This is a genomic window from Pseudomonas sp. S12(2018) (genome assembly GCF_024355235.1).
Lineage (GTDB): Bacteria > Pseudomonadota > Gammaproteobacteria > Pseudomonadales > Pseudomonadaceae > Aquipseudomonas > Aquipseudomonas palmensis.
In genome coordinates this window covers 170,466-191,385 of the sequence record NZ_QLAD01000001.1, presented here as the reverse complement: position 1 = coordinate 191,385, position 20,920 = coordinate 170,466, and the positions used below count along the sequence as shown (strand labels likewise).

Annotated in this window: 19 protein-coding genes; 11 read left to right on the top strand and 8 right to left on the bottom strand. The window is 65.2% G+C overall.

Features of this window, described 5'->3' with window-relative positions:
- Nucleotides 1-68: 68 nt before the first annotated feature.
- Nucleotides 69-221, bottom strand: a complete 153-nt coding sequence (locus DN388_RS00950; protein WP_010224169.1) for a DUF3309 family protein — start codon at nt 219-221, stop codon at nt 69-71.
- A gap of 221 nt (nt 222-442) precedes the next feature.
- Between DN388_RS00950 and DN388_RS00945 the strand changes: the two genes are divergently transcribed.
- From DN388_RS00945 to csrA, 3 genes are all read left to right on the top strand, one after another.
- A complete protein-coding gene (locus DN388_RS00945; protein ID WP_213606106.1) occupies nt 443-1,258 on the top strand; it encodes an SDR family oxidoreductase in 816 nt (271 codons plus the stop codon).
- 48 nt (nt 1,259-1,306) lie between these two features.
- On the top strand, nt 1,307-1,639 hold the full coding sequence (locus DN388_RS00940) for a YnfA family protein (RefSeq protein ID WP_054915866.1): 333 nt from the start codon (nt 1,307-1,309) through the stop codon (nt 1,637-1,639).
- A 125-nt stretch (nt 1,640-1,764) separates the two neighbouring features.
- Nucleotides 1,765-1,953 carry a carbon storage regulator CsrA gene (gene csrA, locus DN388_RS00935; RefSeq protein ID WP_043862657.1) on the top strand — a complete coding sequence of 63 codons (189 nt, stop codon included), beginning with the start codon at nt 1,765-1,767 and terminating at the stop codon, nt 1,951-1,953.
- On the opposite strand, the gene DN388_RS00930 is transcribed toward csrA, so the two are convergent.
- From DN388_RS00930 to mnmC, 5 genes are all read right to left on the bottom strand, one after another.
- On the bottom strand, nt 1,954-2,187 hold the full coding sequence (locus DN388_RS00930; RefSeq protein WP_043862658.1) for a YheU family protein: 234 nt from the start codon (nt 2,185-2,187) through the stop codon (nt 1,954-1,956).
- A gap of 72 nt (nt 2,188-2,259) precedes the next feature.
- Nucleotides 2,260-3,444 (bottom strand): osmoprotectant NAGGN system M42 family peptidase, encoded by a 1,185-nt coding sequence (locus DN388_RS00925; RefSeq protein WP_043862659.1) that lies wholly within the window; start codon nt 3,442-3,444, stop codon nt 2,260-2,262.
- 22 nt (nt 3,445-3,466) lie between these two features.
- Nucleotides 3,467-5,212, bottom strand: coding sequence for an N-acetylglutaminylglutamine synthetase (gene ngg, locus DN388_RS00920; RefSeq protein WP_058541030.1), 1,746 nt, complete (start codon nt 5,210-5,212; stop codon nt 3,467-3,469).
- A 3-nt stretch (nt 5,213-5,215) separates the two neighbouring features.
- Nucleotides 5,216-7,003, bottom strand: coding sequence for an N-acetylglutaminylglutamine amidotransferase (locus tag DN388_RS00915; protein WP_043862661.1), 1,788 nt, complete (start codon nt 7,001-7,003; stop codon nt 5,216-5,218).
- Nucleotides 7,004-7,107: 104 nt separating this feature from the next.
- Nucleotides 7,108-9,111 (bottom strand): bifunctional tRNA (5-methylaminomethyl-2-thiouridine)(34)-methyltransferase MnmD/FAD-dependent 5-carboxymethylaminomethyl-2-thiouridine(34) oxidoreductase MnmC, encoded by a 2,004-nt coding sequence (mnmC, locus tag DN388_RS00910; protein ID WP_196932754.1) that lies wholly within the window; start codon nt 9,109-9,111, stop codon nt 7,108-7,110.
- A 100-nt stretch (nt 9,112-9,211) separates the two neighbouring features.
- Here mnmC and pap point away from each other — a divergent pair, with 100 nt between their 5' ends.
- A complete protein-coding gene (gene pap / locus DN388_RS00905; RefSeq protein ID WP_054915862.1) occupies nt 9,212-10,702 on the top strand; it encodes a polyphosphate:AMP phosphotransferase in 1,491 nt (496 codons plus the stop codon).
- Nucleotides 10,703-10,800: 98 nt separating this feature from the next.
- Here pap and DN388_RS00900 read toward each other — a convergent pair whose 3' ends face one another.
- On the bottom strand, nt 10,801-12,195 hold the full coding sequence (locus DN388_RS00900; RefSeq protein ID WP_043862664.1) for a class II fumarate hydratase: 1,395 nt from the start codon (nt 12,193-12,195) through the stop codon (nt 10,801-10,803).
- A 154-nt stretch (nt 12,196-12,349) separates the two neighbouring features.
- Between DN388_RS00900 and DN388_RS00895 the strand changes: the two genes are divergently transcribed.
- The 7 genes from DN388_RS00895 to DN388_RS00865 all read left to right on the top strand — a co-directional run bounded on the left by DN388_RS00895 (nt 12,350) and on the right by DN388_RS00865 (nt 20,119).
- The gene (locus DN388_RS00895; protein WP_043862665.1) at nt 12,350-12,877 is read left to right on the top strand and encodes a DUF2059 domain-containing protein; all 528 of its coding nucleotides are present in this window, start codon (nt 12,350-12,352) and stop codon (nt 12,875-12,877) included.
- 12 nt (nt 12,878-12,889) lie between these two features.
- Nucleotides 12,890-13,189 carry a BolA family transcriptional regulator gene (locus tag DN388_RS00890; RefSeq protein WP_043862666.1) on the top strand — a complete coding sequence of 100 codons (300 nt, stop codon included), beginning with the start codon at nt 12,890-12,892 and terminating at the stop codon, nt 13,187-13,189.
- Nucleotides 13,190-13,298: 109 nt separating this feature from the next.
- Nucleotides 13,299-14,234 carry a rhodanese-related sulfurtransferase gene (locus tag DN388_RS00885; RefSeq protein WP_043862667.1) on the top strand — a complete coding sequence of 312 codons (936 nt, stop codon included), beginning with the start codon at nt 13,299-13,301 and terminating at the stop codon, nt 14,232-14,234.
- 3 nt (nt 14,235-14,237) lie between these two features.
- The gene (locus DN388_RS00880) at nt 14,238-14,870 is read left to right on the top strand and encodes a DsbA family protein (RefSeq protein ID WP_043862668.1); all 633 of its coding nucleotides are present in this window, start codon (nt 14,238-14,240) and stop codon (nt 14,868-14,870) included.
- The gene (locus DN388_RS00875; RefSeq protein WP_043862669.1) at nt 14,863-16,695 is read left to right on the top strand and encodes an ABC transporter ATP-binding protein; all 1,833 of its coding nucleotides are present in this window, start codon (nt 14,863-14,865) and stop codon (nt 16,693-16,695) included. The genes DN388_RS00880 and DN388_RS00875 overlap by 8 nt, the downstream gene beginning before the upstream one ends.
- A 122-nt stretch (nt 16,696-16,817) precedes the next feature.
- Nucleotides 16,818-19,277 carry an EAL domain-containing protein gene (locus tag DN388_RS00870; protein WP_043862670.1) on the top strand — a complete coding sequence of 820 codons (2,460 nt, stop codon included), beginning with the start codon at nt 16,818-16,820 and terminating at the stop codon, nt 19,275-19,277.
- Nucleotides 19,278-19,315: 38 nt separating this feature from the next.
- Nucleotides 19,316-20,119, top strand: coding sequence for an iron-containing redox enzyme family protein (locus tag DN388_RS00865; protein WP_254996394.1), 804 nt, complete (start codon nt 19,316-19,318; stop codon nt 20,117-20,119).
- Between the two features lie 3 nt (nt 20,120-20,122).
- Here the strand turns inward: DN388_RS00865 and DN388_RS00860 are convergent, their stop codons facing one another.
- Complete coding sequence (locus tag DN388_RS00860; protein WP_054915860.1) at nt 20,123-20,863, bottom strand: YciK family oxidoreductase; 741 nt, start codon at nt 20,861-20,863, stop codon at nt 20,123-20,125.
- Between the last annotated feature and the right edge of the window lie 57 nt (nt 20,864-20,920).

The following is a 20,920-nucleotide window of genomic DNA, read 5'->3' as shown; positions in this document are numbered from 1 at the left end:
GTCCTGAGCAATAAAAAAACGGCCTTCGGGCCGTTTTTTTATGTGGGGGCCATTGCACCCCCGGGTTTCTATATCTTGCCGAGCAACAACAGGATCAACAGGATGATCAGCACGGTACCAATGATGCCGGACGGGCCGTAGCCCCAACTTCTGGAGTGCGGGAAAACGGGTAAGCCACCGATCAACAGCAAAATCAGGATGATGATAAGTATGGTGCCCATGGCAGAGTCCTTTTGTTGAGTACGGTAATCAGCGTGTGCAGTTGCGATCCATCTCTTCGGTCATGACGTTCATGTCCGCCTGTTAATTCGGACTCCCACAGGCAACTAAAAGTTTAGTTCGATATGTGTTTGCCCGCGCCATTCAGCATCCTGATACAGCGTGGGCGTCGCTGCACCCTTCGCTACACTGGCCTTCAACTTCAGGAACAAGGCATCCGGCTATGCAAAACCGCATGATGATCACTGGCGCCGGGTCCGGCCTTGGCCGCGAGATTGCCCTACGCTGGGCCCGCGAGGGTTGGCAACTGGCCCTGAGCGACATCGGCGAGGCCGGCCTGCAGCAGACCCTCGCGCTGGTGCGCGAGGCGGGCGGCGAGGGCTTCGTCCAGCGTTGCGACGTGCGCGACTACAGCCAGCTCACCGCCCTGGCCCAGGCCTGCGAAGAAAAGCTCGGCGGCATCGATGTGATCGTCAACAACGCCGGGGTGGCGTCGGGCGGTTTTTTTGCCGAGCTGTCGCTGGAAGACTGGGACTGGCAGATCGCGATCAACCTGATGGGCGTGGTCAAGGGCTGCAAGGCGTTCCTGCCGCTGCTCGAACGCAGCAAGGGCCGCATCATCAACATCGCGTCCATGGCGGCGCTGATGCAGGGGCCGGCCATGAGCAACTACAACGTGGCCAAGGCCGGGGTGGTGGCGCTGTCCGAAAGCCTGCTGGTGGAGCTGCGCCAGCAGCAGGTGGCGGTGCACGTGGTGTGCCCGTCGTTCTTCCAGACCAACCTGCTGGATTCGTTCCGCGGCCCCACCCCGGCAATGAAGGCCCAGGTGGGCAAACTGCTGGAAAGCTCGCCGATCAGCGCCAGCGACATTGCCGGCTATATCTACGAGGGGGTGGCGCGCGGTGACTTCATGATTCTGCCCCACGAGCAGGGGTGCCTGGCCTGGCAGCTCAAGCAGCGCGACCCGCAGGCGCTGTATGACGAAATGGCCGAGATGGCCGTGCGAATGCGTGCCAAGGGGCGTCAGACGCAGGCGTAGGCTGTTCGCTACGGTATGCTAGGCGCTTTTGCGCGGGTAGCAGCGGACGTGATGAATTATGTGTGGTTCTTTCTGGCGGCGGTGTTCGAGATCGCCGGCTGTTATGCCTTCTACATGTGGCTGCGGCTGGGCAAGAGCGGCTGGTGGATCGCCCCCGCGCTGCTCAGCCTGACCCTGTTCGGCCTGCTGCTGACCCGCGTCGAGGCGGCCTACGCCGGGCGCGCCTACGCCGCCTATGGCGGCATCTATATCGTCACTTCGCTGCTGTGGCTGGCGGTGGTGGAGCGTGCCCGGCCGATGGGCAGCGACTGGCTCGGTGCGCTGCTGTGCGTGATCGGCGCCACCATCATCGTGATCGGACCACGTCTGCAAAACAGCTGAGCGGGTAGGATCTTGTAGGCAAATTCCCGCAAAGTTGTGGGAATTGTCTATTTGCCTGTCAGAGCGTTGAACCGTTTCAGCACCCGGTTCAGTCTTCACTCTCCCCTGATGTGGAGGATTGGAGAATGCTGGTCATAGGGCGCGAAGTCGGCGAGGTCATCACCATCGATGACGACATCAAGATCAAGGTACTGTCGGTAGACGGCAACACGGTGCGTTTCGGCATCTGCGCACCACGCGATGTGGAGGTGCACCGTGCAGAAATCTATCGGCGTATCGCCGAGCAACTGGGCAAGGGCGGCCTGGGCGCCTGATCACTGATCGTCGAGCAGCTCGCGGGGCACTTCATGCCTGGCGAGCAGTTGGCACTGCTGGCTGTCCAGGTCGAACAGGATCACCGCCTGCCCCTTGGCCAGCGCCTGGCGCACGCGCAGTACACGGGTTTCCAGCGGGGTGTCGTCGCCATTGTCGGTACCGTCGCGGGTGACGAAGTCTTCGATCAGGCGGGTGAGGGTGTCGGCTTCGAGCTGGTCGTAGGGTATCAACATAAAAAAGCTACAGAATCAGGAAAGGTTTCGCACATGCTACGCGAAACCTTTCCTGCATGTGGCCTGCAGTGGCTAGCCTTTTTGGCCAACCAGGCTGTCCACCGCCGGTACGCGGGTATCACTTTCCATTTGTGCGTCGTGTTCCAGCTGGTGGCTGAAGCTTTCCAGCGAACTGCCGGTGGGCTTGGAATCGCTGGCGAACACCGGCGGGCTGAGCAGGTAGGCGCTGAGCAGGCGGCTGAGGGCAGCCAGGCTGTCGATATGGGTGCGCTCGTAGCCGTGGGTGGCGTCGCAGCCGAACGCCAGCAGCGCGGTACGGATGTCATGCCCGGCGGTGATCGCCGAATGCGCGTCGCTGAAGTAGTAGCGGAACAGGTCGCGGCGCACCGGCAGGTTGTGCTCGCGGCCCAGGCTCAGCAGGTGGCGCGACAGGTGGTAGTCGTAGGGGCCGGCGGAGTCCTGCATGGCCACGCTGACCGCGTGTTCGCTGGAGTGCTGGCCGGGGGCGACCGGGGCGATGTCGATGCCGACGAATTCGCTGACGTCCCACGGCAATGCGGCGGCGGCCCCCGAGCCGGTTTCTTCGGTGATGGTGAACAGCGGATGGCAGTCGATCTGTGGCTGGATGCCGCTTTCGACGATGGCCTTGAGCGAGGCCAGCAGCGCCGCGACGCCGGCCTTGTCGTCCAGGTGACGGGCGCTGATATGGCCGCTTTCGGTGAACTCGGGCAACGGGTCGAAGGCCACGAAGTCACCGATGCCGATGCCCAGGGTTTCACAGTCGGCGCGGGTGGTGCAGTAGGCATCCAGGCGCAGCTCGACGTGCTCCCAGCTCACCGGCATCTGGTCGACCGCGGTATTGAAGGCGTGCCCGCTTGCCATCAGCGGCAACACGCTGCCGCGAAACACGCCGGTGTCGGTGAACACGCTGACCCGGCTGCCCTCGGCGAAACGGCTCGACCAGCAGCCGACCGGGGCCAGGCCCAGGCGGCCGTTGTCCTGCAAGGTGCGCACGCTGGCGCCGATGGTGTCCAGGTGCGCCGAAACGGCGCGGTCGGGCGAGCTCTTGCGGCCCTTGAGGGTGGCGCGGATGGTGCCGCGCCGGGTCAGCTCGAAGGGGATACCCAGTTCTTCCAGGCGCTCGGCCACGTAGCGCACGATGGTGTCGGTGAAGCCGGTGGGGCTGGGGATGGCGAGCATTTCCAGCAGGACCTTCTGCAGATAGGTCAGGTCCGGTTCGGGCAATTGATCAGGCATGCGGACTCCTCGTGGGGCGTTGTCACGGCACCGGCCGGCTGTGCGGGAACAGCAGGTCGACGAAGCGTTCGGCAGTGGGTTGGGGTTCGTGGTTGGCCAGACCGACCCGTTCATTGGCTTCGATGAACACGTAGTCGGGCTGGTCGGCGGCCTTGACCATCAGGTCCAGGCCGACCACCGGAATGTCCAGGGCGCGGGCGGCCCGCACGGCGGCATCCACCAGGGTCGGGTGCAGGCGTGCGGTGACGTCCTCCAGGCAGCCGCCGGTGTGCAGGTTGGCGGTACGCCGTACGGCCAGGCGCTGGCCGGCGGGCAGAATGGTGTCGTAGTCGACCCCGGCGGCGTGCAGGGTGCGCTGGGTCTCGGCGTCGAGCGGGATCTTGCTTTCGCCACCGGTGGCGGCCTGGCGCCTGCGGCTCTGGGCTTCGATCAGCGCACCGATGGCGTGCTGGCCGTCGCCGACGATCGAGGCCGGGTGACGAATCGCGGCGGCCACCACCTCGTAGCCGATGACCACGATGCGCAGGTCCAGCCCTTCATGAAAGCTTTCCAGCAACACGCGGCTGTCGTACTGGCGCGCGTGCTCGATGGCGGCGTCCAGGTCTTGCAGGCAGGTCAGGTTGACCGCCACGCCGTTGCCCTGTTCGCCATCCAGCGGCTTGACCACCACCGCGCCGTGGTCTTCCAGAAAGGCCAGGTTGTCGGCGGCGTTGCCCGCCAGCTGTTGCGCCGGCAGGCTCAGGCCGGCGGCTTCGAGCACCTTGTGGGTCAGGCTCTTGTCCTGGCACAGGGTCATGCTCACGGCGGTGGTCAGGTCGCTGAGCGACTCGCGGCAGCGCACCCGGCGTCCGCCGTGGTTGAGGGTGAACAGCCCGGCGGTGGCATCGTCCACCTGCACATCGATGCCGCGCTTGTAGGCTTCCTCGACGATGATCCGCGCATAGGGGTTGAGCCCGGCCTCCGGCCCCGGCCCCAGGAACAGCGGCTGGTTGATGCCGTTCTTGCGCTTGACCGCGAAGGTGGGCAGGGTGCGAAAGCCCAGCTTGGCGTACAGCCGCTTGGCCTGGCGATTGTCGTGCAGCACCGACAGGTCGAGGTGGCTCAGCCCGCGGCTCATGAAGTGTTCGATCAGGTGGCGTACCAGTACTTCGCCGACCCCGGGCCGGGTGCAGTTGGGGTCCACGGCCAGGCACCACAGGCTGCTGCCGTGCTCCGGGTCGTCGAAGGCCTTTTGATGATTCAGGCCCATCACGCTGCCGATCACCGCACCGTTGTCCTCGTCTTCGGCCAGCCAGTACACCGGGCCGCCCTGGTGGCGCGGAGTGATCAGCGCCGGGTCGACCGGCAGCATGCCACGGGCCACGTACAGCTCGTTGATGGCTGCCCAGTCGCTGTCGCTCTGTGCGCGGCGGATACGAAAGCCGCGAAACACTCGCTGCGCCTGGCGGTAGTCGCTGAACCACAGGCGCAAGGTGTCGGAGGGGTCGAGAAACAGCTGTTGCGGCGCCTGGGCCAGTACCTGCTGGGGGGCGGCCACGTACAGCGCGATATCGCGCTCGCCGGGCTGCTCCTTGGCCAGGGCCGCCGCCAGGCTGGCCGGGTCGGGGTAGGTGTGGCCGATCAGCAGCCGGCCCCAACCGCAATGCAACCAGCGCGGCTGGTCGTGCGGGTCGCTGCCGTCGCCGGCCAGTTGCGCCTGCAGGCGTTCATAGGACGGCACCTGGCCGCGCAGCAGGCGCTGGCCATAGGGTGAGGCATGGGCTTTCATCGATCAGATTCCTTGTTCGCTGAGCCACAGGTTCAGCGCGGCCAGTTGCCACAGCTTGGAGCCGCGCAGCGGCGTCAGTTGCCCATGCGGGTCGCTGAGCAGGCGGTCGAGCATGGCCGGGTTGAACAGGCCGCGGTCCTGGCTCGGGTCCAGCAGCAGCTCGCGTACCCAGTCCAGGGTGGCGCCTTGCAGGTGCTTGAGGCCCGGTACCGGGAAGTAGCCCTTCTTGCGGTCGATGACTTCACTGGGGATGACCAGTCGCGCGGCTTCCTTGAGCACCTGCTTGCCGCCATCGGGCAGCTTGAACTGGGCCGGCACCCGCGCCGACAGCTCCACCAGCCGGTAGTCGAGGAACGGCGTGCGAGCCTCCAGGCCCCAGGCCATGGTCATGTTATCGACCCGTTTGACCGGGTCGTCGACCAGCATCACCGTGCTGTCCAGGCGCAGGGCCTTGTCGACTGCCGCGCTGGCGCCGGGCTGGGCGAAGTGCTGGCGCACGAAGTCGCCGGCGGCGTCATTGCCCAGCAGCCAGGCCGGCTGCACGGTGTCGCGGTACTCGTCGTAGCTGCGGTCGAAGAAGGCCTCGCGGTAGGCCGCGTACGGGTCCTTGGCGCCGTCCACCTGCGGGTACCAGTGGTAGCCGGCGAACAGCTCGTCGGCACCCTGGCCGCTCTGCACCACCTTGCAGTGCTTGGCCACTTCCCGCGAGAGCAGGTAGAAGGCGATGCAGTCGTGGCTGACCATCGGCTCGCTCATGGCGCGGAACGCGGCTGGCAGTTGCTCGATGATTTCGCGCTCGTCGATGCGCAACTGGTGGTGGCGGGTGCCGTAGTGCTTGGCGATCAGGTCCGAATACTGGAACTCGTCGCCACGTTCGCCGCCGGCATCTTCGAAGCCGATGGAGAAGGTCGACAGGTCCTCGACCCCGACTTCGCGCAGCAGGCCGACCAGCAGGCTGGAGTCGACGCCGCCCGAGAGCAGCACGCCGACATCCACGGCCGCGCGCTGACGGATTGCAACGGCTTCGCGGGTGCTGTCGAGCACGCGGTCGCGCCAGTCTTCCAGGGTCAGGTGCTGTTCATCGGTGCGTGGGCCGTAGTGCAGGTTCCACCACACGTGCTGCTCGGCGCGGCCCTGGGCGTCGATGCGCATCCAGGTGGCCGGTGGCAGCTTTTCGATGTTCGCCAGCAGGGTCCGCGGGGCGGGCACCACGGCGTGGAAGTTCAGGTAGTGGTTGAGTGCCACCGGGTCGAGCACCGGGTTGATGTCGCCGCCCTTGAGCAGGGCCGGCAGGCTCGATGCGAAGCGCAGGCGTTCGCCGGTGCGCGACAGGTACAGCGGCTTGACCCCCAGGCGGTCGCGGGCGAGGAACAGCTGCTGGCTGTCACGTTCCCAGATCGCCAGGGCGAACATGCCGTTCAGGCGCGGCAGCAGATCGGCGCCCCAGGCGTGGTAGCCCTTGAGCAGCACTTCGGTGTCGCCGTCCGAGTAGAAGGCATAGCCCAGGCTTTCGAGTTCGGCGCGCAGTTCGGGGAAGTTGTAGATGGCGCCGTTGAATGCCAGCGACAGGCCCAGCTGGCTGTCGATCATGGGCTGGGCCGAGCCGTCGGACAGGTCCATGATCTTCAGGCGCCGATGGCCCAGGGCGATGGGCCCCTGGCTATGGAAGCCCCAGGCATCCGGGCCGCGGGGCGCCAGGTGATGGGTCATCCGTTCGACCGCGGCCAGGTCCGCTGGGCGTGGTGTGTTGGCTACAGGGGTGAAACGAAACTCTCCAGCTAATCCGCACATAAGTCCTTACCGGTTTTTCCGTTGGGGAAGGTGCCCTGAATTCGGGCACATAGGAACTGACCGGTGCGGATCCTGTGAGTTTTAGATCAATCTGTTATAAGCCTTCAGCCTTGCTTGCCCTTGCCGCGTATCAGTTCGCGCAACATGAAACGATTCGGGTGGCAGGCCTCGGCCACGTCGCGCGGCACCGGCAAGGGTGCGTTGTCGACCCAGGCGGCGATCAGTTCACCCGCCAGAGGCGCGGTGATCAGGCCGCGCGAACCATGGCCGCTGTTCACATACAGCCCCTCCAGCCAGGGGCACGAACTGTCCGGCAGCTGTCGCGCGTCCTTGCCGAGCACGGCATACGCCTGGTTGAACGCCGCCTTGTCGGCCAACGGGCCGACGATCGGCAGGTAGTCGGGGCTGGTGCAGCGAAACGCCGCGCGGCCCTGCAGGCTGGCAGGTTCCAGCTCGGCAGCGCCAAGGCGTTCTGCCAGGTCGCCGGAGATTTCCCGCAGCAGCTCCAGGTTGCTCGCATGTTCGGCAGCGGTGGGGGCGAGGTCGGTGCTGTGGAAGTCGAAGCTCGCCCCCAGGGTGTGTTCGCCCAGGCGCGGCGGCGCGACGTAACCGTCGGCGCACACCACGGTGCCCAGCGCGCGGCTGGCGTTGGTGGCCGGCAGGCGGGTGATCTGCCCGCGGATGCGCTTGAGCGGCAGCTCGGCGCACGGCTCGAAACGATGGATGTCCGCTGCGCTGGCCAGCACCACCAGCGGCGCGCTGGCCAGCAGGCGCTCGCCGTCCCATGCCTGCCACAAGCCGTCGACCTTGCGCAGCTGTACCACGTCATGGTGGGGCAGCAGGGTGATGTTCGGTTGCCCGGCCTGCCATTGGCACAGCGCGGGCGGATGCACCCAGCCGCCCTCGGGGTAGTACAGACCGCCACTGGGCAGGCCGACCCTGGCCACGGCTTCGGCCTGCGGCTGGTCGAGGCGCCGCAGCAGGGTGTCGCTGAACGCCTGGTCGAGCTTGATCTGGCGCTGGTCTTCCTTGTCGTCGAAGGCCAGTTGCAGCACCCCGCAGGCGTCCCAGTCGGTGCCGCGCTGCAACTGTTCGAGCAGGCGGCGGGTGTAGCCGAAGCCGGCGACGATCAGCCGCGACAGCGCGGTGCCGTGGGCCGACAGCTTCAGGTACAGCACGCCCTGGGGGTTGCCCGAGGCTTCACCGGCAGGGGCGGCGTGGCGCTCCAGCAGGCGTACCTGCCAGCCGCGCGCCGCCAGGCTGGCGGCGGTGGTGCAACCGGCCAGGCCGGCGCCGATCACCAGCGCCTCGCGGGGGCCGGCCAGCGGCGCGGGGCGCGCGAACCATGGGGCAACCGGCGCGAGCGGCGCTTGCTCGGCGGGCCAGCCGGTGAATGCGCCGCGCAGCACTTCCCATTTTTTGCCGATACCCGGAATGCGCTTCATCTTGAAGCCCACCGCAATCAGCCCGCGACGCACCCAGCCGGTGCTGGTGAAGGTGCCAAGGGTGGCACCCGGCGCCGACAGGCGGCCGAGCTGGGCGAACAGCTCGGGGGTCCACATGTCGGGGTTCTTGGCCGGGGCAAAGCCATCGAGAAACCAGGCGTCGATGGGGGCGTCCAACTGCGGCAGCTGTTCCCGCGCATCGCCGATCATCAGGGTCAGGGTCACCCGACCCTGGTCGAAGACGAACTGCTGGAAACCTTCGTGCACCGCCACGTACTGCGCCAGCAGTGGCTGGCTGAACGGCGTCAGCTCGGGCCACAGGGCCAGGGCCTTGGCCAGGTCGGCATGGCTGAGGGGGTATTTTTCGACGCTGACGAAATGCAGGCGTGCCCCGGCCGGTGCACAGTCGGCGAACACCTGCCAGGCGCAGAAGAAATTCAGGCCGGTGCCGAAGCCGGTTTCCCCGATCACCAGGCAACTGCCGTCGGCCATCGCGGCGAAGCGCTGGCGCAGGTCGTTCTGCTCGATGAACACATGACGGGTTTCCTCCAGGCTCTGCTCCTTGGAGAAATAGATGTCGTCGTACTGGCGTGAATACGGGCGGCCCTGTTCATCCCACTCGATCTGGGCGTACTGGGTCGGGGTGGCGGGGGTGTCGTTCATGTTCGGCTCGGCAACAGCGAAGCGTGCATTCTAGCCGATCGCCTTGCGACAAAGGGCTGCGTGATCCGCTAGTCTTGCTTATCCAAGAAGGGAGCCTGGTATGTTCGAATCCGCCGAAATTGGTCACGCCATCGACAAAGAAACCTATGACGCCGAAGTGCCGGCGTTGCGCGAAGCCTTGCTCGAAGCCCAGTTCGAGCTCAAGCAGCAGTCTCGCTTTCCGGTCATCGTGCTGATCAATGGCATCGAGGGGGCCGGCAAGGGCGAAACCGTCAAGCTGCTCAACGAGTGGATGGACCCGCGCCTGATCGAGGTGCGCACCTTCGACCAGCAGACCGACGAGGAGCTGGCCCGGCCGCCGGCCTGGCGCTACTGGCGGGCCTTGCCGAGCAAGGGGCGCATGGGCGTCTTCTTCGGCAACTGGTACAGCCAGATGCTGCAGGGGCGGGTGCATGGCCAGTTCAAGGACGCGGTGCTCGACCAGGCCATCAACGGTGCCGAACGGCTGGAAAAGATGCTGTGCGACGAAGGCGCGCTGATCTTCAAGTTCTGGTTTCACCTGTCCAAGAAGCAGATGAAGGCGCGGCTCAAGTCGCTCAAGGATGACCCGCTGCACAGCTGGAAGATCAGCCCGCTGGATTGGCAGCAATCGCAGACCTATGACCGGTTCGTGCGCTTCGGCGAACGGGTGCTGCGCCGCACCAGCCGTGACTATGCACCCTGGCACATCATCGAGGGCGTGGACCCGAACTACCGCAGCCTGGCAGTGGGCAAGATCCTGCTCGAGGGCCTGCAGAACGCCTTGAAGGCCAAGACCCTGGGGCGCCAGACCAACATCGCGCCGCTGGGCGAATCCATCGACGGACGCAGCCTGCTGGGCAGCCTGGACATGACCCTGCGCCTGGACAAGAACGACTACCAGGAGCAGCTGATTGTCGAGCAGGCCCGTCTGGCGGGCCTGCTGCGTGACAAGCGCATGCGTCGCCACGCGCTGGTGGCGGTGTTCGAGGGCAACGACGCGGCGGGCAAGGGCGGTGCCATTCGGCGCGTGGCCGCCGCGCTGGACCCGCGTCAGTACCGCATCGTGCCGATTGCCGCCCCTACCGAGGAGGAGCGGGCGCAGCCCTACCTGTGGCGGTTCTGGCGGCACATTCCGGCGCGCGGCAAGTTCACGGTGTTCGACCGCTCGTGGTACGGGCGGGTGCTGGTGGAGCGTATCGAGGGTTTTTGCAGCCAGGCCGACTGGATGCGCGCCTATGGCGAGATCAACGATTTCGAGGAGCAACTGCACGACGCTGGCGTGGTGGTGGTCAAGTTCTGGCTGTCGATCGACGAGCAGACCCAGCTGGAGCGTTTTCAGGAGCGCGAGCAGATACCGTTCAAACGCTTCAAGATCACCGAGGAAGACTGGCGCAACCGCGACAAGTGGGACGCGTACTCCGAGGCGGTGGGCGACATGGTCGACCGCACCAGCACCGAAGTGGCGCCCTGGACGCTGGTGGAGGCCAATGACAAGCGTTGGGCGCGAGTGAAGGTGCTGCGCACCATCAACGAGGCGCTGGAGGCGGCGTTCAAGAAAGACAAGAAGTGATCATTGGCCGCATCGCGGGGCAAGCCCGCTCCCACAGGCACTCCAACAGCCTTGTGGGAGCGGCTTGACCCGCGACGGGCTGCGTAGCAGAGCTTTTTTCAGCCTTTGCCGCCGGCCTCGAGCATCTGCTCCGGCCTTACCCATTCATCGAACTGCGCATCGGTCAGATACCCCAGTTCCAGCGCTGCCTCGCGCAGGGTGGTGCCTTCGGCGTAGGCCTTCTTGGCGATCTGCGCCGACTTGTCGTAACCGATATGCGGGTTGAGCGCCGTCACCAGCATCAGCCCGCGCTCCAGGTGCTCGGCCATCTGCTGCGGGTCTGGCTCGATGCCCGCCACGCAGTGCTGCTGGAAGTTGCGGCAGCCATCGGCCAGCAGTTCGATCGACTGCAGCAGGTTGTGGATGATCACCGGCTTGAACACGTTGAGCTGCAGGTGGCCCTGGCTGGCGGCAAAGCCGATGGTGGTGTCGTTGCCCAGCACCTGGCAGGCCAGCATCGACAGTGCCTCGCACTGGGTCGGGTTGACCTTGCCGGGCATGATCGAGCTGCCCGGCTCGTTGGCCGGCAGGCGCACCTCGGCCAGCCCCGCGCGCGGCCCGGAGCCGAGCAGGCGCAGGTCGTTGGCCAGCTTCATCAGGGCCACGGCCAGGGTTTTCAGCGCACCGGCCAGGGTGATCAGCGGCTCGTGCCCGGCCAGCGCGGCAAACTTGTTGGGCGCGGTGACGAACGGCAGTCCCGACAAGGCGGCAAGCTCGGCGGCGATCGCCTCGGCAAACCCGTGCGGTGCGTTCAGCCCGGTACCCACGGCGGTACCGCCCTGGGCCAGTTCGCACACCGCCGGCAGCGCCGCGCGGATGGCGCGCTGGGCGTAGTCCAGCTGGGCCACGTAGGCCGAGACCTCCTGGCCGAAGGTGATCGGGGTGGCGTCCATCATGTGGGTTCGCCCGGTCTTGACCAGTTGCATGTGGCGTGCGGCCAGTTCGGCCAACCCGCCCGACAGCTCGGCGATGGCCGGCAGCAGTTGCTGGTTGACCGCCTGTGCGGCGGCAATGTGCATGGCGGTCGGGAAGCAGTCGTTGGAGCTCTGCGAGCGGTTGACGTGGTCGTTGGGGTGTACCGGCACCTTTCCGCCGCGGCCCTTGCCGGCCAGCTCGTTGGCGCGCCCGGCCAGCACTTCGTTGGCGTTCATGTTGCTCTGGGTGCCGCTGCCGGTCTGCCACACCACCAGCGGGAACTGGTCGTCATGCTCGCCGGCCAGCACCTCGTCGGCGGCCTGTTCGATCAGGCGGGCGATGTCGGCCGGCAGGTCGCCGTTGCGGTCATTGACCCGCGCTGCGGCTTTCTTGATCAGCACCAGCGCGTGCAGTACCGCCAGCGGCATGCGTTCCTTGCCGATGGCAAAGTTGATCAGCGAGCGCTGGGTCTGGGCACCCCAGTAGGCCTCGTCAGGAACTTCAACCGGGCCCAGGCTGTCAGTTTCGATACGGCTCATGCGGTACGCACTCCTTCAATGGCTTGTTTGCGCAGTTTAGGCCCTGATTCGGCATGGCGGTTCCATTGCCTGTCGTCCCTCTTGAGCAGGCTGCCCCAGTCGGCGCAGAATGCTCTACTCTGGGTACGCCCTCTTTTTATTTTAAGGAATTTCGATGACCCGTCTTCGCGCCCTCTGCACGGCTGTCGCGCTGGTCTGCGCCAGCGGCCAGGCACTCGCCGATACCGCCAGCCACAACGCCAGCGCTGAAAAATTCCTGGTGATGGCGCACGCCGACAAACTGGGTACCCCGGTCTACATGCAGGTGCAGCAGATGTTTGCCCAGCGCTTCGAGCAGACCAAGGCGCCGGCGTCCAAAAAGGCCGTGCTTGAAACCTACCAGGCCAAGGCCAACGCCGCCCTGGACCAGGCCATCGGCTGGAACAAGCTCAAGCCGGACATGATCAAGCTGTACACCAGCACCTTCAGCGAATCCGAGCTCAAGGATCTGGTCGCCTTCTACCAGTCGCCACTGGGCAAGAAAGTCCTGGAAAAGATGCCTGCCGTTACCCAGCAGTCGGCCCAGCTGACCCAGCAGAAGCTTGAAAGCGCCGTGCCGGTGGTCAACAAGCTGCTGGCCGACATGACCAACGAGCTGGACCCGTCCGCCGGCAAGGCGGCCGCACCGGCCAAGAAACCTTAAGCGGAGCCCAGCATGTCGATGCAGCAGAAGATCGAACAGAGCCTGGCGGCGCTCGCCCCGCAGCACCTCGAGGTGCTGGACGAGAGCCACATGCACAGCCGGGGCCAGCAGACCCACTACAAGGCCGTGCTGGTCAGCGAACAGTTCGATGGCTTGAACAGCGTCAAGCGCCACCAGAAGGTCTACGCCACCCTGGGTGACCTGATGGGGCAGTTCCATGCCCTGGCGTTGCACACCTACACCCCGCAGGAATGGCAGAAAGTCGGCAGCGCGCCGGCTTCGCCCACCTGCGCCGGAGGCAGCAAACACTGAAATCCCTTTCAGGTTTTTGCTAGAATCCGCAACGCGCCGCCTGTCGGCGCGTTTTTTATTGTCGACCCGGTCCGCCCTTTGCGAGGGTGACCACCTGGAGAATCAAGGCATGACCCAAGCTATCGTCGTGGCGGCGCTGTACAAGTTCGTCACCCTGAAAGATTACGTCGAGCTGCGCGAGCCGCTGCTCGAGACCATGGAGCGCAACGGGGTCAAGGGCACCCTGCTGCTGGCCGAAGAGGGTATCAACGGCACCGTGTCGGGTACCCGCGAAGGCATCGATGGCCTGCTGGCCTGGCTGCGCAGCGATGCACGCCTGGTGGACATCGATCACAAGGAATCGTACTGCGACGAACAGCCGTTCTACCGCACCAAGGTCAAGCTCAAGAAAGAGATCGTGACCCTCGGCGTGCCGGGCGTGGACCCGAACCGGACGGTCGGTACCTATGTCGAGCCCAAGGACTGGAACGCGCTGATCAGCGACCCCGAAGTGCTGCTGATCGACACCCGCAACGACTATGAAGTGGCGATTGGTACCTTCGAGGGCGCCATCGACCCCAAGACCACCACCTTTCGTGAGTTTCCCGAGTACATCAAGGCCAACTTCGACCCTGCCCGGCACAAGAAGGTGGCGATGTTCTGCACCGGTGGCATCCGCTGCGAAAAAGCCTCCAGCTATATGCTCGGCGAGGGTTTCGAAGCGGTCTATCATCTTAAGGGTGGCATCCTGAAGTACCTCGAGGAGGTTCCCCAGGAAGAAACGCGCTGGCAGGGCGACTGCTTTGTCTTCGACAACCGCGTGACCGTGCGTCACGACCTCAGCGAAGGCGACTACGACCAGTGCCACGCCTGTCGTACCCCGATCAGCGTGGAAGAACGGGCCTCCGAGCATTATTCGCCAGGCATCAGCTGCCCGCATTGCTGGGACAGCCTGAGCGAGAAGACCCGGCGCAGTGCCATCGATCGGCAGAAGCAGATCGAGTTGGCCAAGGCCCGCAACATGCCGCACCCGATCGGCCACAACTATCGCAAAGCCGAGGTGTGATGGATGACCGCTCGCCTGCTGTATGTAATGGACCCGATGTGCTCCTGGTGCTGGGGTTTCGCACCCGTGGCCGAGGCCCTGATACGGCAGGCGCGCGAGGCCGGCGTGGACACCCACCTGGTGCCCGGCGGCCTGCGCTCGGGCAGCAGTGCGCTGGATGCCTCCACCCGGCGCTACATTCTTGAACACTGGCAGGCGGTCAACCAGGCCACCGGCCAGCCGTTCCAGCTCGAGGGCGCGATGCCCGAAGGCTTTGTCTACGACACCGAACCTGCCTGCCGCGCGCTGGTGGCTGCACGCAGCCTGGACCCGCAGCGGGCCTGGACGCTGCTGGGGATGATCCAGCAGGCGTTCTACCAGCGCAGCGAAGACGTGACCCTGCCGGTCAAGCTGGTGGAGCTGGCCGAGCAGGCCGGTTTCGACCGCGCCGCCTTCGCCGAGGCCTTCAGCAGCGGCGACACCCGCAGCGCCACCGCCGCCGACTTCACCTGGGTGCAGGACCTGGGCATCGCGGGCTTCCCGACCCTGCTCGCCGAGCGCAATGGCCAACTGGCCCTGCTGACCAACGGCTACCAGGCCCTGGGGGCGCTGCAGCCGCTGCTGGGGCGCTGGCTGGAGCATGCGGTCAATGCTTGACCTGCCTGGCTCCCCCGACCCGGTGCCCGGGCCGACGCCGGCACCTGTCGATCGCTTGAGCTGGGCCGAGATCCGGCGCCTGGCGCAACACCACAAGAAAGCCCTGTGGACTGCCAACGGCGTGGCCGTGCTGGCGGCCCTGTGCAGTGTGCCGATTCCGCTGCTGCTGCCGTTGCTGGTCGACGAAGTGCTGCTGGGGCACGGCGATGCGGCGCTCAAGTGGATGAACAACCTGCTGCCCGCCAGCTGGCAGGTGGCGGCCGGCTACATCGGCCTGATGCTGGTCTTCACCCTGACGCTGCGCTGTGCGGCACTGGCCTTCAACGTGGTGCAGGCCAAGCTGTTCGCCGGGCTGGCCAAGGACATCGTCTACCGGCTGCGCATCCGCCTGATCGAGCGGCTCAAGCGCATCTCGCTGAGCGAGTACGAGAGCCTGGGCAGCGGTACGGTGACCACGCACCTGGTCACCGATCTGGACACCGTGGACAAGTTCGTCGGTGAAACCCTCAGCCGCTTTCTGGTGGCCATGCTCACGCTGGCCGGCACCTCGGCGATCCTGTTGTGGATGCACTGGCAGCTGGCGCTGCTGATCCTGCTGTTCAACCCGCTGGTGATCTTTGCCACGGTGCAGTTGGGCAAGCGGGTCAAGCACCTGAAGAAACTCGAGAACGACAGCACCTCGCGCTTCACCCAGGCACTGACCGAAACCCTGGATGCGATCCAGGAAATCCGTGCCGGTAACCGCCAGGGCTACTTTCTCGGGCGCCTGGGCATGCGTGCCCAGGAGGTGCGCAACTATGCGGTGTCCTCGCAATGGAAGAGCGATGCCAGCAGCCGCGCCAGTGGCTTGCTGTTCCAGTTCGGCATCGACATCTTTCGCGCAGCGGCCATGCTCACGGTGCTGTTCTCCGACCTCAGCATCGGCCAGATGCTGGCGGTGTTCAGCTACCTGTGGTTCATGATCGGCCCGGTGGAGCAGTTGCTCAACCTGCAGTACGCCTACTACGCGGCAGGTGGTGCGCTGAGCCGGATCAACGAGCTGCTGGCGCGCAGCGACGAGCCGCAGTATCCCGGCGGCATCGACCCTTTCGCGGGGCAGACCACCGTGGGCATCGAGGTGCGCGGGCTGCGTTTCGGCTATGGCGAGGAGCCGGTGCTGGACCAGTTGAACCTGTCCATCGCACCCGGCGAGAAGGTGGCCATCGTCGGCGCCAGCGGCGGCGGCAAGAGCACCCTGGTGCAGCTGTTGCTGGGCCTGTACAGCGCCCAGGCCGGCAGCATCCGCTTCGGCGGTTCGACCTTGCAGGAGATCGGCCTGGAAACCCTGCGCGAGCATGTGGCGGTGGTGTTGCAGCACCCGTCGCTGTTCAACGACACCGTGCGCGCCAACCTGACCATGGGCCGCGAGAGTACCGATGAGGCCTGCTGGCAGGCGCTGCGCATTGCCCAGCTCGACGCCACCATTGCCGCGCTGCCGCAGGGCCTGGACAGTGTGGTGGGACGTTCGGGCGTGCGTCTGTCCGGCGGGCAGCGCCAGCGTCTGGCGATAGCGCGCATGGTGCTGGCCGAGCCCAAGGTCGTCATTCTCGATGAGGCCACCTCGGCGCTGGACGCGGCCACCGAGTACAACCTGCATCAGGCGCTGAGCCGCTTCCTCAGCGCCCGTACCACCCTGATCATCGCTCACCGCCTGTCGGCAGTGAAGCAGGCCGACCGCGTGCTGGTGTTCGACGGCGGGCATGTCGCCGAGGATGGCGGTCACCAGCAGCTGATCGCCGAGGGCGGGTTGTACGCCAAGCTCTATGGGCATTTGCAACAGAGCTGAGGGCCTTCTACTGTACAACTGTTGTACAGGTGAAAAAGGGCCTGATGGCAGGTGGCAAATGGCCTAGGCTGTGTCTGTGCAGGATGAGACTCATCGGGCTGCGCATTGCTGCAAGGGACCTCATGAAGCAGAAACGGACTCTCGAAGCGCCCAGGTTGTTGGGCATCATCTGGCCTTTTGTGGCGGTCGTACTGTTCCAGGCCTTGCTGGGGGGCATCAGCCTCTATGCCTTGTCGGCCGTGCGCGGTTACGTGGCGGGCGAGAGTCTGTGGTCCAAGGGGCAGAAGGACGCCATCTACTTCCTGAGCCTGTATACCGACAGCCGCGACGAGGCGGCCTACCAGAAGTACCGGCAGGCCATCGCCATCCCCCAGGGTGGTCACCAGCTGCGCACCGCGCTGGATGCCAAGCCCCTGGACCTGGCCGCTGCGCGCCAGGGCATCCTCAGGGGCGGCAACCACCCGGATGACATCGACAGCGTCATCTGGCTCTACCTGAATTTCCGTCATGTCAGTTACATGGAACGCGCCATCGAACGCTGGTCGGTGGGGGACGACTACCTGCAGCAGCTGGATGCGCTGGCCAACCGGATCCACCAGGGTATCGTCACCGGGAATGTCACTGCGCAGCGGGTTGCAGCCTGGAAGGGTGAGATCGCCGCGATCAACGAGGCGGTAACCCCCGCCGCCATGGCGTTCAGCGATGCCCTGGGCGAAGGATCGCGCATGCTGTTGCGCCTGCTGCTGGTGGTCAACCTGGCCACGGCACTGTTTCTGATTGCGCTGGCCTGCCTGCGCACGCACAAGCTGCTGGCGCAGCGCCAGGCCTTTGCCAGTGCCCTGCAGGTGGAGAAGGATCGGGCGCAGATCACCTTGCAGTCGATTGGCGATGGGGTGATCACCACCGATGTCGAGGGCTGTATCGCCTACATGAACCCTGCCGCCGAGCAGTTGACCCACTGGAGCGCCGGACAGGCCCAGGGCCTGCCGCTGGCGGCGCTGTTCAGCCTGCTGGACGACAACGCCGAAAAAGACAGCCTGTCCCTTACCGAGCGCATTCTGAGCGGTACCCTCAAGGGCGGCAGCGAGCACGCCAAGCTGATCCAGCGGCTGGACGGCAGCACGGTGTCGGTGGCCCTGGTGGGCTCGCCGATCATCAGTGACGGTCAGGTCAGCGGCATCGTGCTGGTGCTGCACGACATGACCCAGGAGCGCCAGTACATCGCCAACCTGTCGTGGCAGGCCACCCATGATGCCCTCACCGGGCTGGCCAACCGGCGCGAATTCGAATACCGGCTGGAGCTGGCGCTGGGCGACTTGGGCCGCCAGGCGGCGCGCCACACCCTGCTGTTTCTGGACCTGGATCAGTTCAAGCTGGTCAACGACACCTGTGGCCATGCGGCGGGCGACGAATTGCTGCGTCACATTTGCGCGGTGCTGCAGGCGGGCGTTCGCGAGGGCGATACCCTGGCGCGCCTGGGCGGCGACGAGTTCGGTATCCTGCTGGAGAACTGCCTGCCCGAGCAGGCCGAGCGCATTGCCGAGAATCTGCGCCAGACCGTGCAGAGCCTGCACTTCGTGTGGAAGGGGCGCCCGTTCATGACCACCGTGAGCGTGGGGCTGGTCCACCTGCAACTGGCACCCCATACGCTGGAGGCCTCGCTGCGTGCGGCCGACATGGCGTGCTACATGGCCAAGGAGAAGGGGCGCAACCGGGTGCAGGTGTACCACCCCGACGACACCGAGCTGTCCATGCGCTTTGGCGAGATGGCCTGGATCCAACGCCTGCACATCGCCCTGGAGGAAGACCGCTTCTGCCTGTATGCCCAGGAAATCGCGCCACTGGCGGCCGGTGAGTCGGATGCCGGTCATCTGGAAATACTGCTGCGCCTGCATGATGAGAGCGGGCGCATCATCCTGCCCGACAGCTTCATCCCGGCCGCCGAACGCTATGGGCTCATGACGGCCCTGGATCGCTGGGTGGTGAACAGAGTGTTCAAGGTGATTCGCCAGGCTCTGGATGAGGGGCGGAAGGGGCCATTGGCAATGTGCGCCATCAACCTGTCGGGCAGCAGCATCGGCGATGACAAGTTTCTGGATTATCTGCAGCGCCAGTTCGTCGAGTACGCCATACCGCCTGAAATGATCTGTTTCGAGATCACCGAAACCAGTGCGATTGCCAACCTGGGCAGCGCCATCCGTTTCATCAACGAATTGAAAGGGCTGGGTTGCCACTTTTCGCTGGACGACTTCTGCGCCGGGATGTCGTCGTTTGCCTACCTCAAACACCTGCCCGTGGACTTCCTGAAAATCGACGGGAGTTTCGTCAAGGACATGCTTGACGATCCGATTAACCGGGCTATGGTCGAAGTGATCAACCATATTGGCCACGTCATGGGCAAGCGCACCATTGCCGAGTTTGTCGAGACGCCCCTGATCGAACAGGCGCTGCATGAAATTGGTGTCGATTACGCCCAGGGCTACCTGATCGAGCGGCCGCAGGTGTTCACCTGTGAAAGCTTGCAACGCCGGCGTATCCGTTCGCGACCCTTGCTGTTCAGGACGCCGGGGACGTTTCGCTGAGCGTTCACTTCAAATCACAAGGATGTAGGGATATGACAGTGATTGATGCATTTGAGCGAGTGGGTCCATTGATGGACGCGCAAAGTTACCCACGCTGGGCTCAGAAACTGATCGAGGATTGCAGTGCGAGCAAGCAGCGGGTGGTAGAGCATGAAATCTATCACCGCCTGCGCGACGGCAAGCTGAGCCAGCGCACCCTGCGCCAGTATCTGATCGGCGGCTGGCCGGTAGTCGAACAGTTTTCGGTTCACATGGCGCAGAACCTGGCCAAGACCAGTTTTGCCCGCCACCCGGGGGAAGACATGGCGCGTCGCTGGCTGATGCGCAATATCCGTGTCGAGCTCAACCATGCCGACTACTGGGTGCACTGGGCCCAGGCGCACGGGGTCAGCCTGGACGATCTGAACGAGCAGAACGTGCCGACCGAGTTGCAGGCGCTGAGTGACTGGTGCTGGCATACCTGTGCGGCCGATTCGCTGATCGTGGCCATGGCCGCGACCAACTATGCGATCGAAGGCGCGGTGGGGGAATGGTCGGCGCTGGTGTGTTCGACGGATACCTACGCCAACGGCTTTCCCGAAAGCGGGCGCAAACGCGCCATGAAATGGCTGAGGATGCACGCGCAGTATGACGACGAGCACCCTTGGGAGGCGTTGGAGATCATCTGCACGCTGGCGGGCAACAACCCACCACAGGCGCTGCAGACCCAGCTGCGTCGTGCGATCTGCAAGAGCTACGACTACATGTACCTGTTTCTGGAGCGCTGTCTGCAGCTGGAGCAGTCCCCACAGGCCGAGCCGGGCTCCACTGCCCGGTCGCGCTCGGCCCTGGTCGGTGCCTGAGGGCTACTGTGCGTTGAGCGCCTGGCCGTTGATGCCCTTGCTGTCCGGGCCCATCAGGTAGAGGTAGACCGGCATGATCTGCTCGGGCAGCGGGTTGTTCTCCGGTGCCTCGGCAGGGTAGGCCTGGGCGCGCATGCTGGTGCGTGTGGCGCCCGGGTTGACGCTGTTGGCGCGCACGGGGGCAACGTTCTCCAGCTCGTCGGCGAGGGTCTGCATCAGGCCTTCGGTGGCGAATTTCGATACGCCATAGGCACCCCAGTAGGCCCGGCCCTTGCGCCCGACGCTGCTGGAGGTGAACACCACCGAGGCATCCTCCGACAGCTTGAGCAGCGGCAGCAGGGTGCTGGTGAGCATGAACATGGCGTTGACGTTGATGTGCATGACGCGCATGAAGTTTTCGCCCGACAACTGCTCCAGTGGGGTGCGCGGGCCGATGATGGAGGCGTTGTGCAGCAACCCGTCGAGACGACCGAATTCGTTTTCCACCATCACTGCCAGCTCATCGTACTGATGGGGCAGGGCGGTTTCGAGGTTGAAGGGCACGACCACCGGTGCCGGATGGCCGGCTGCGGTGATCTGGTCGTGCACCTCGTTGAGGTTGGCTTCGGTCTTGCCCAGCAGCAGTACCGTGGCGCCATGGGCGGCGTAGGCCTTGGCAGCAGCGGCGCCGATGCCGCGACCGGCGCCGGTGACCAGGATGACCCGGCCGTTGAGCAGGCCGGGGCGGGCGGTGTAGTCGAACATGGGATTCCCTCGAGATCGTGGTGAGGCATTCGCCGGCACGGCCGGCTCCTACAAATC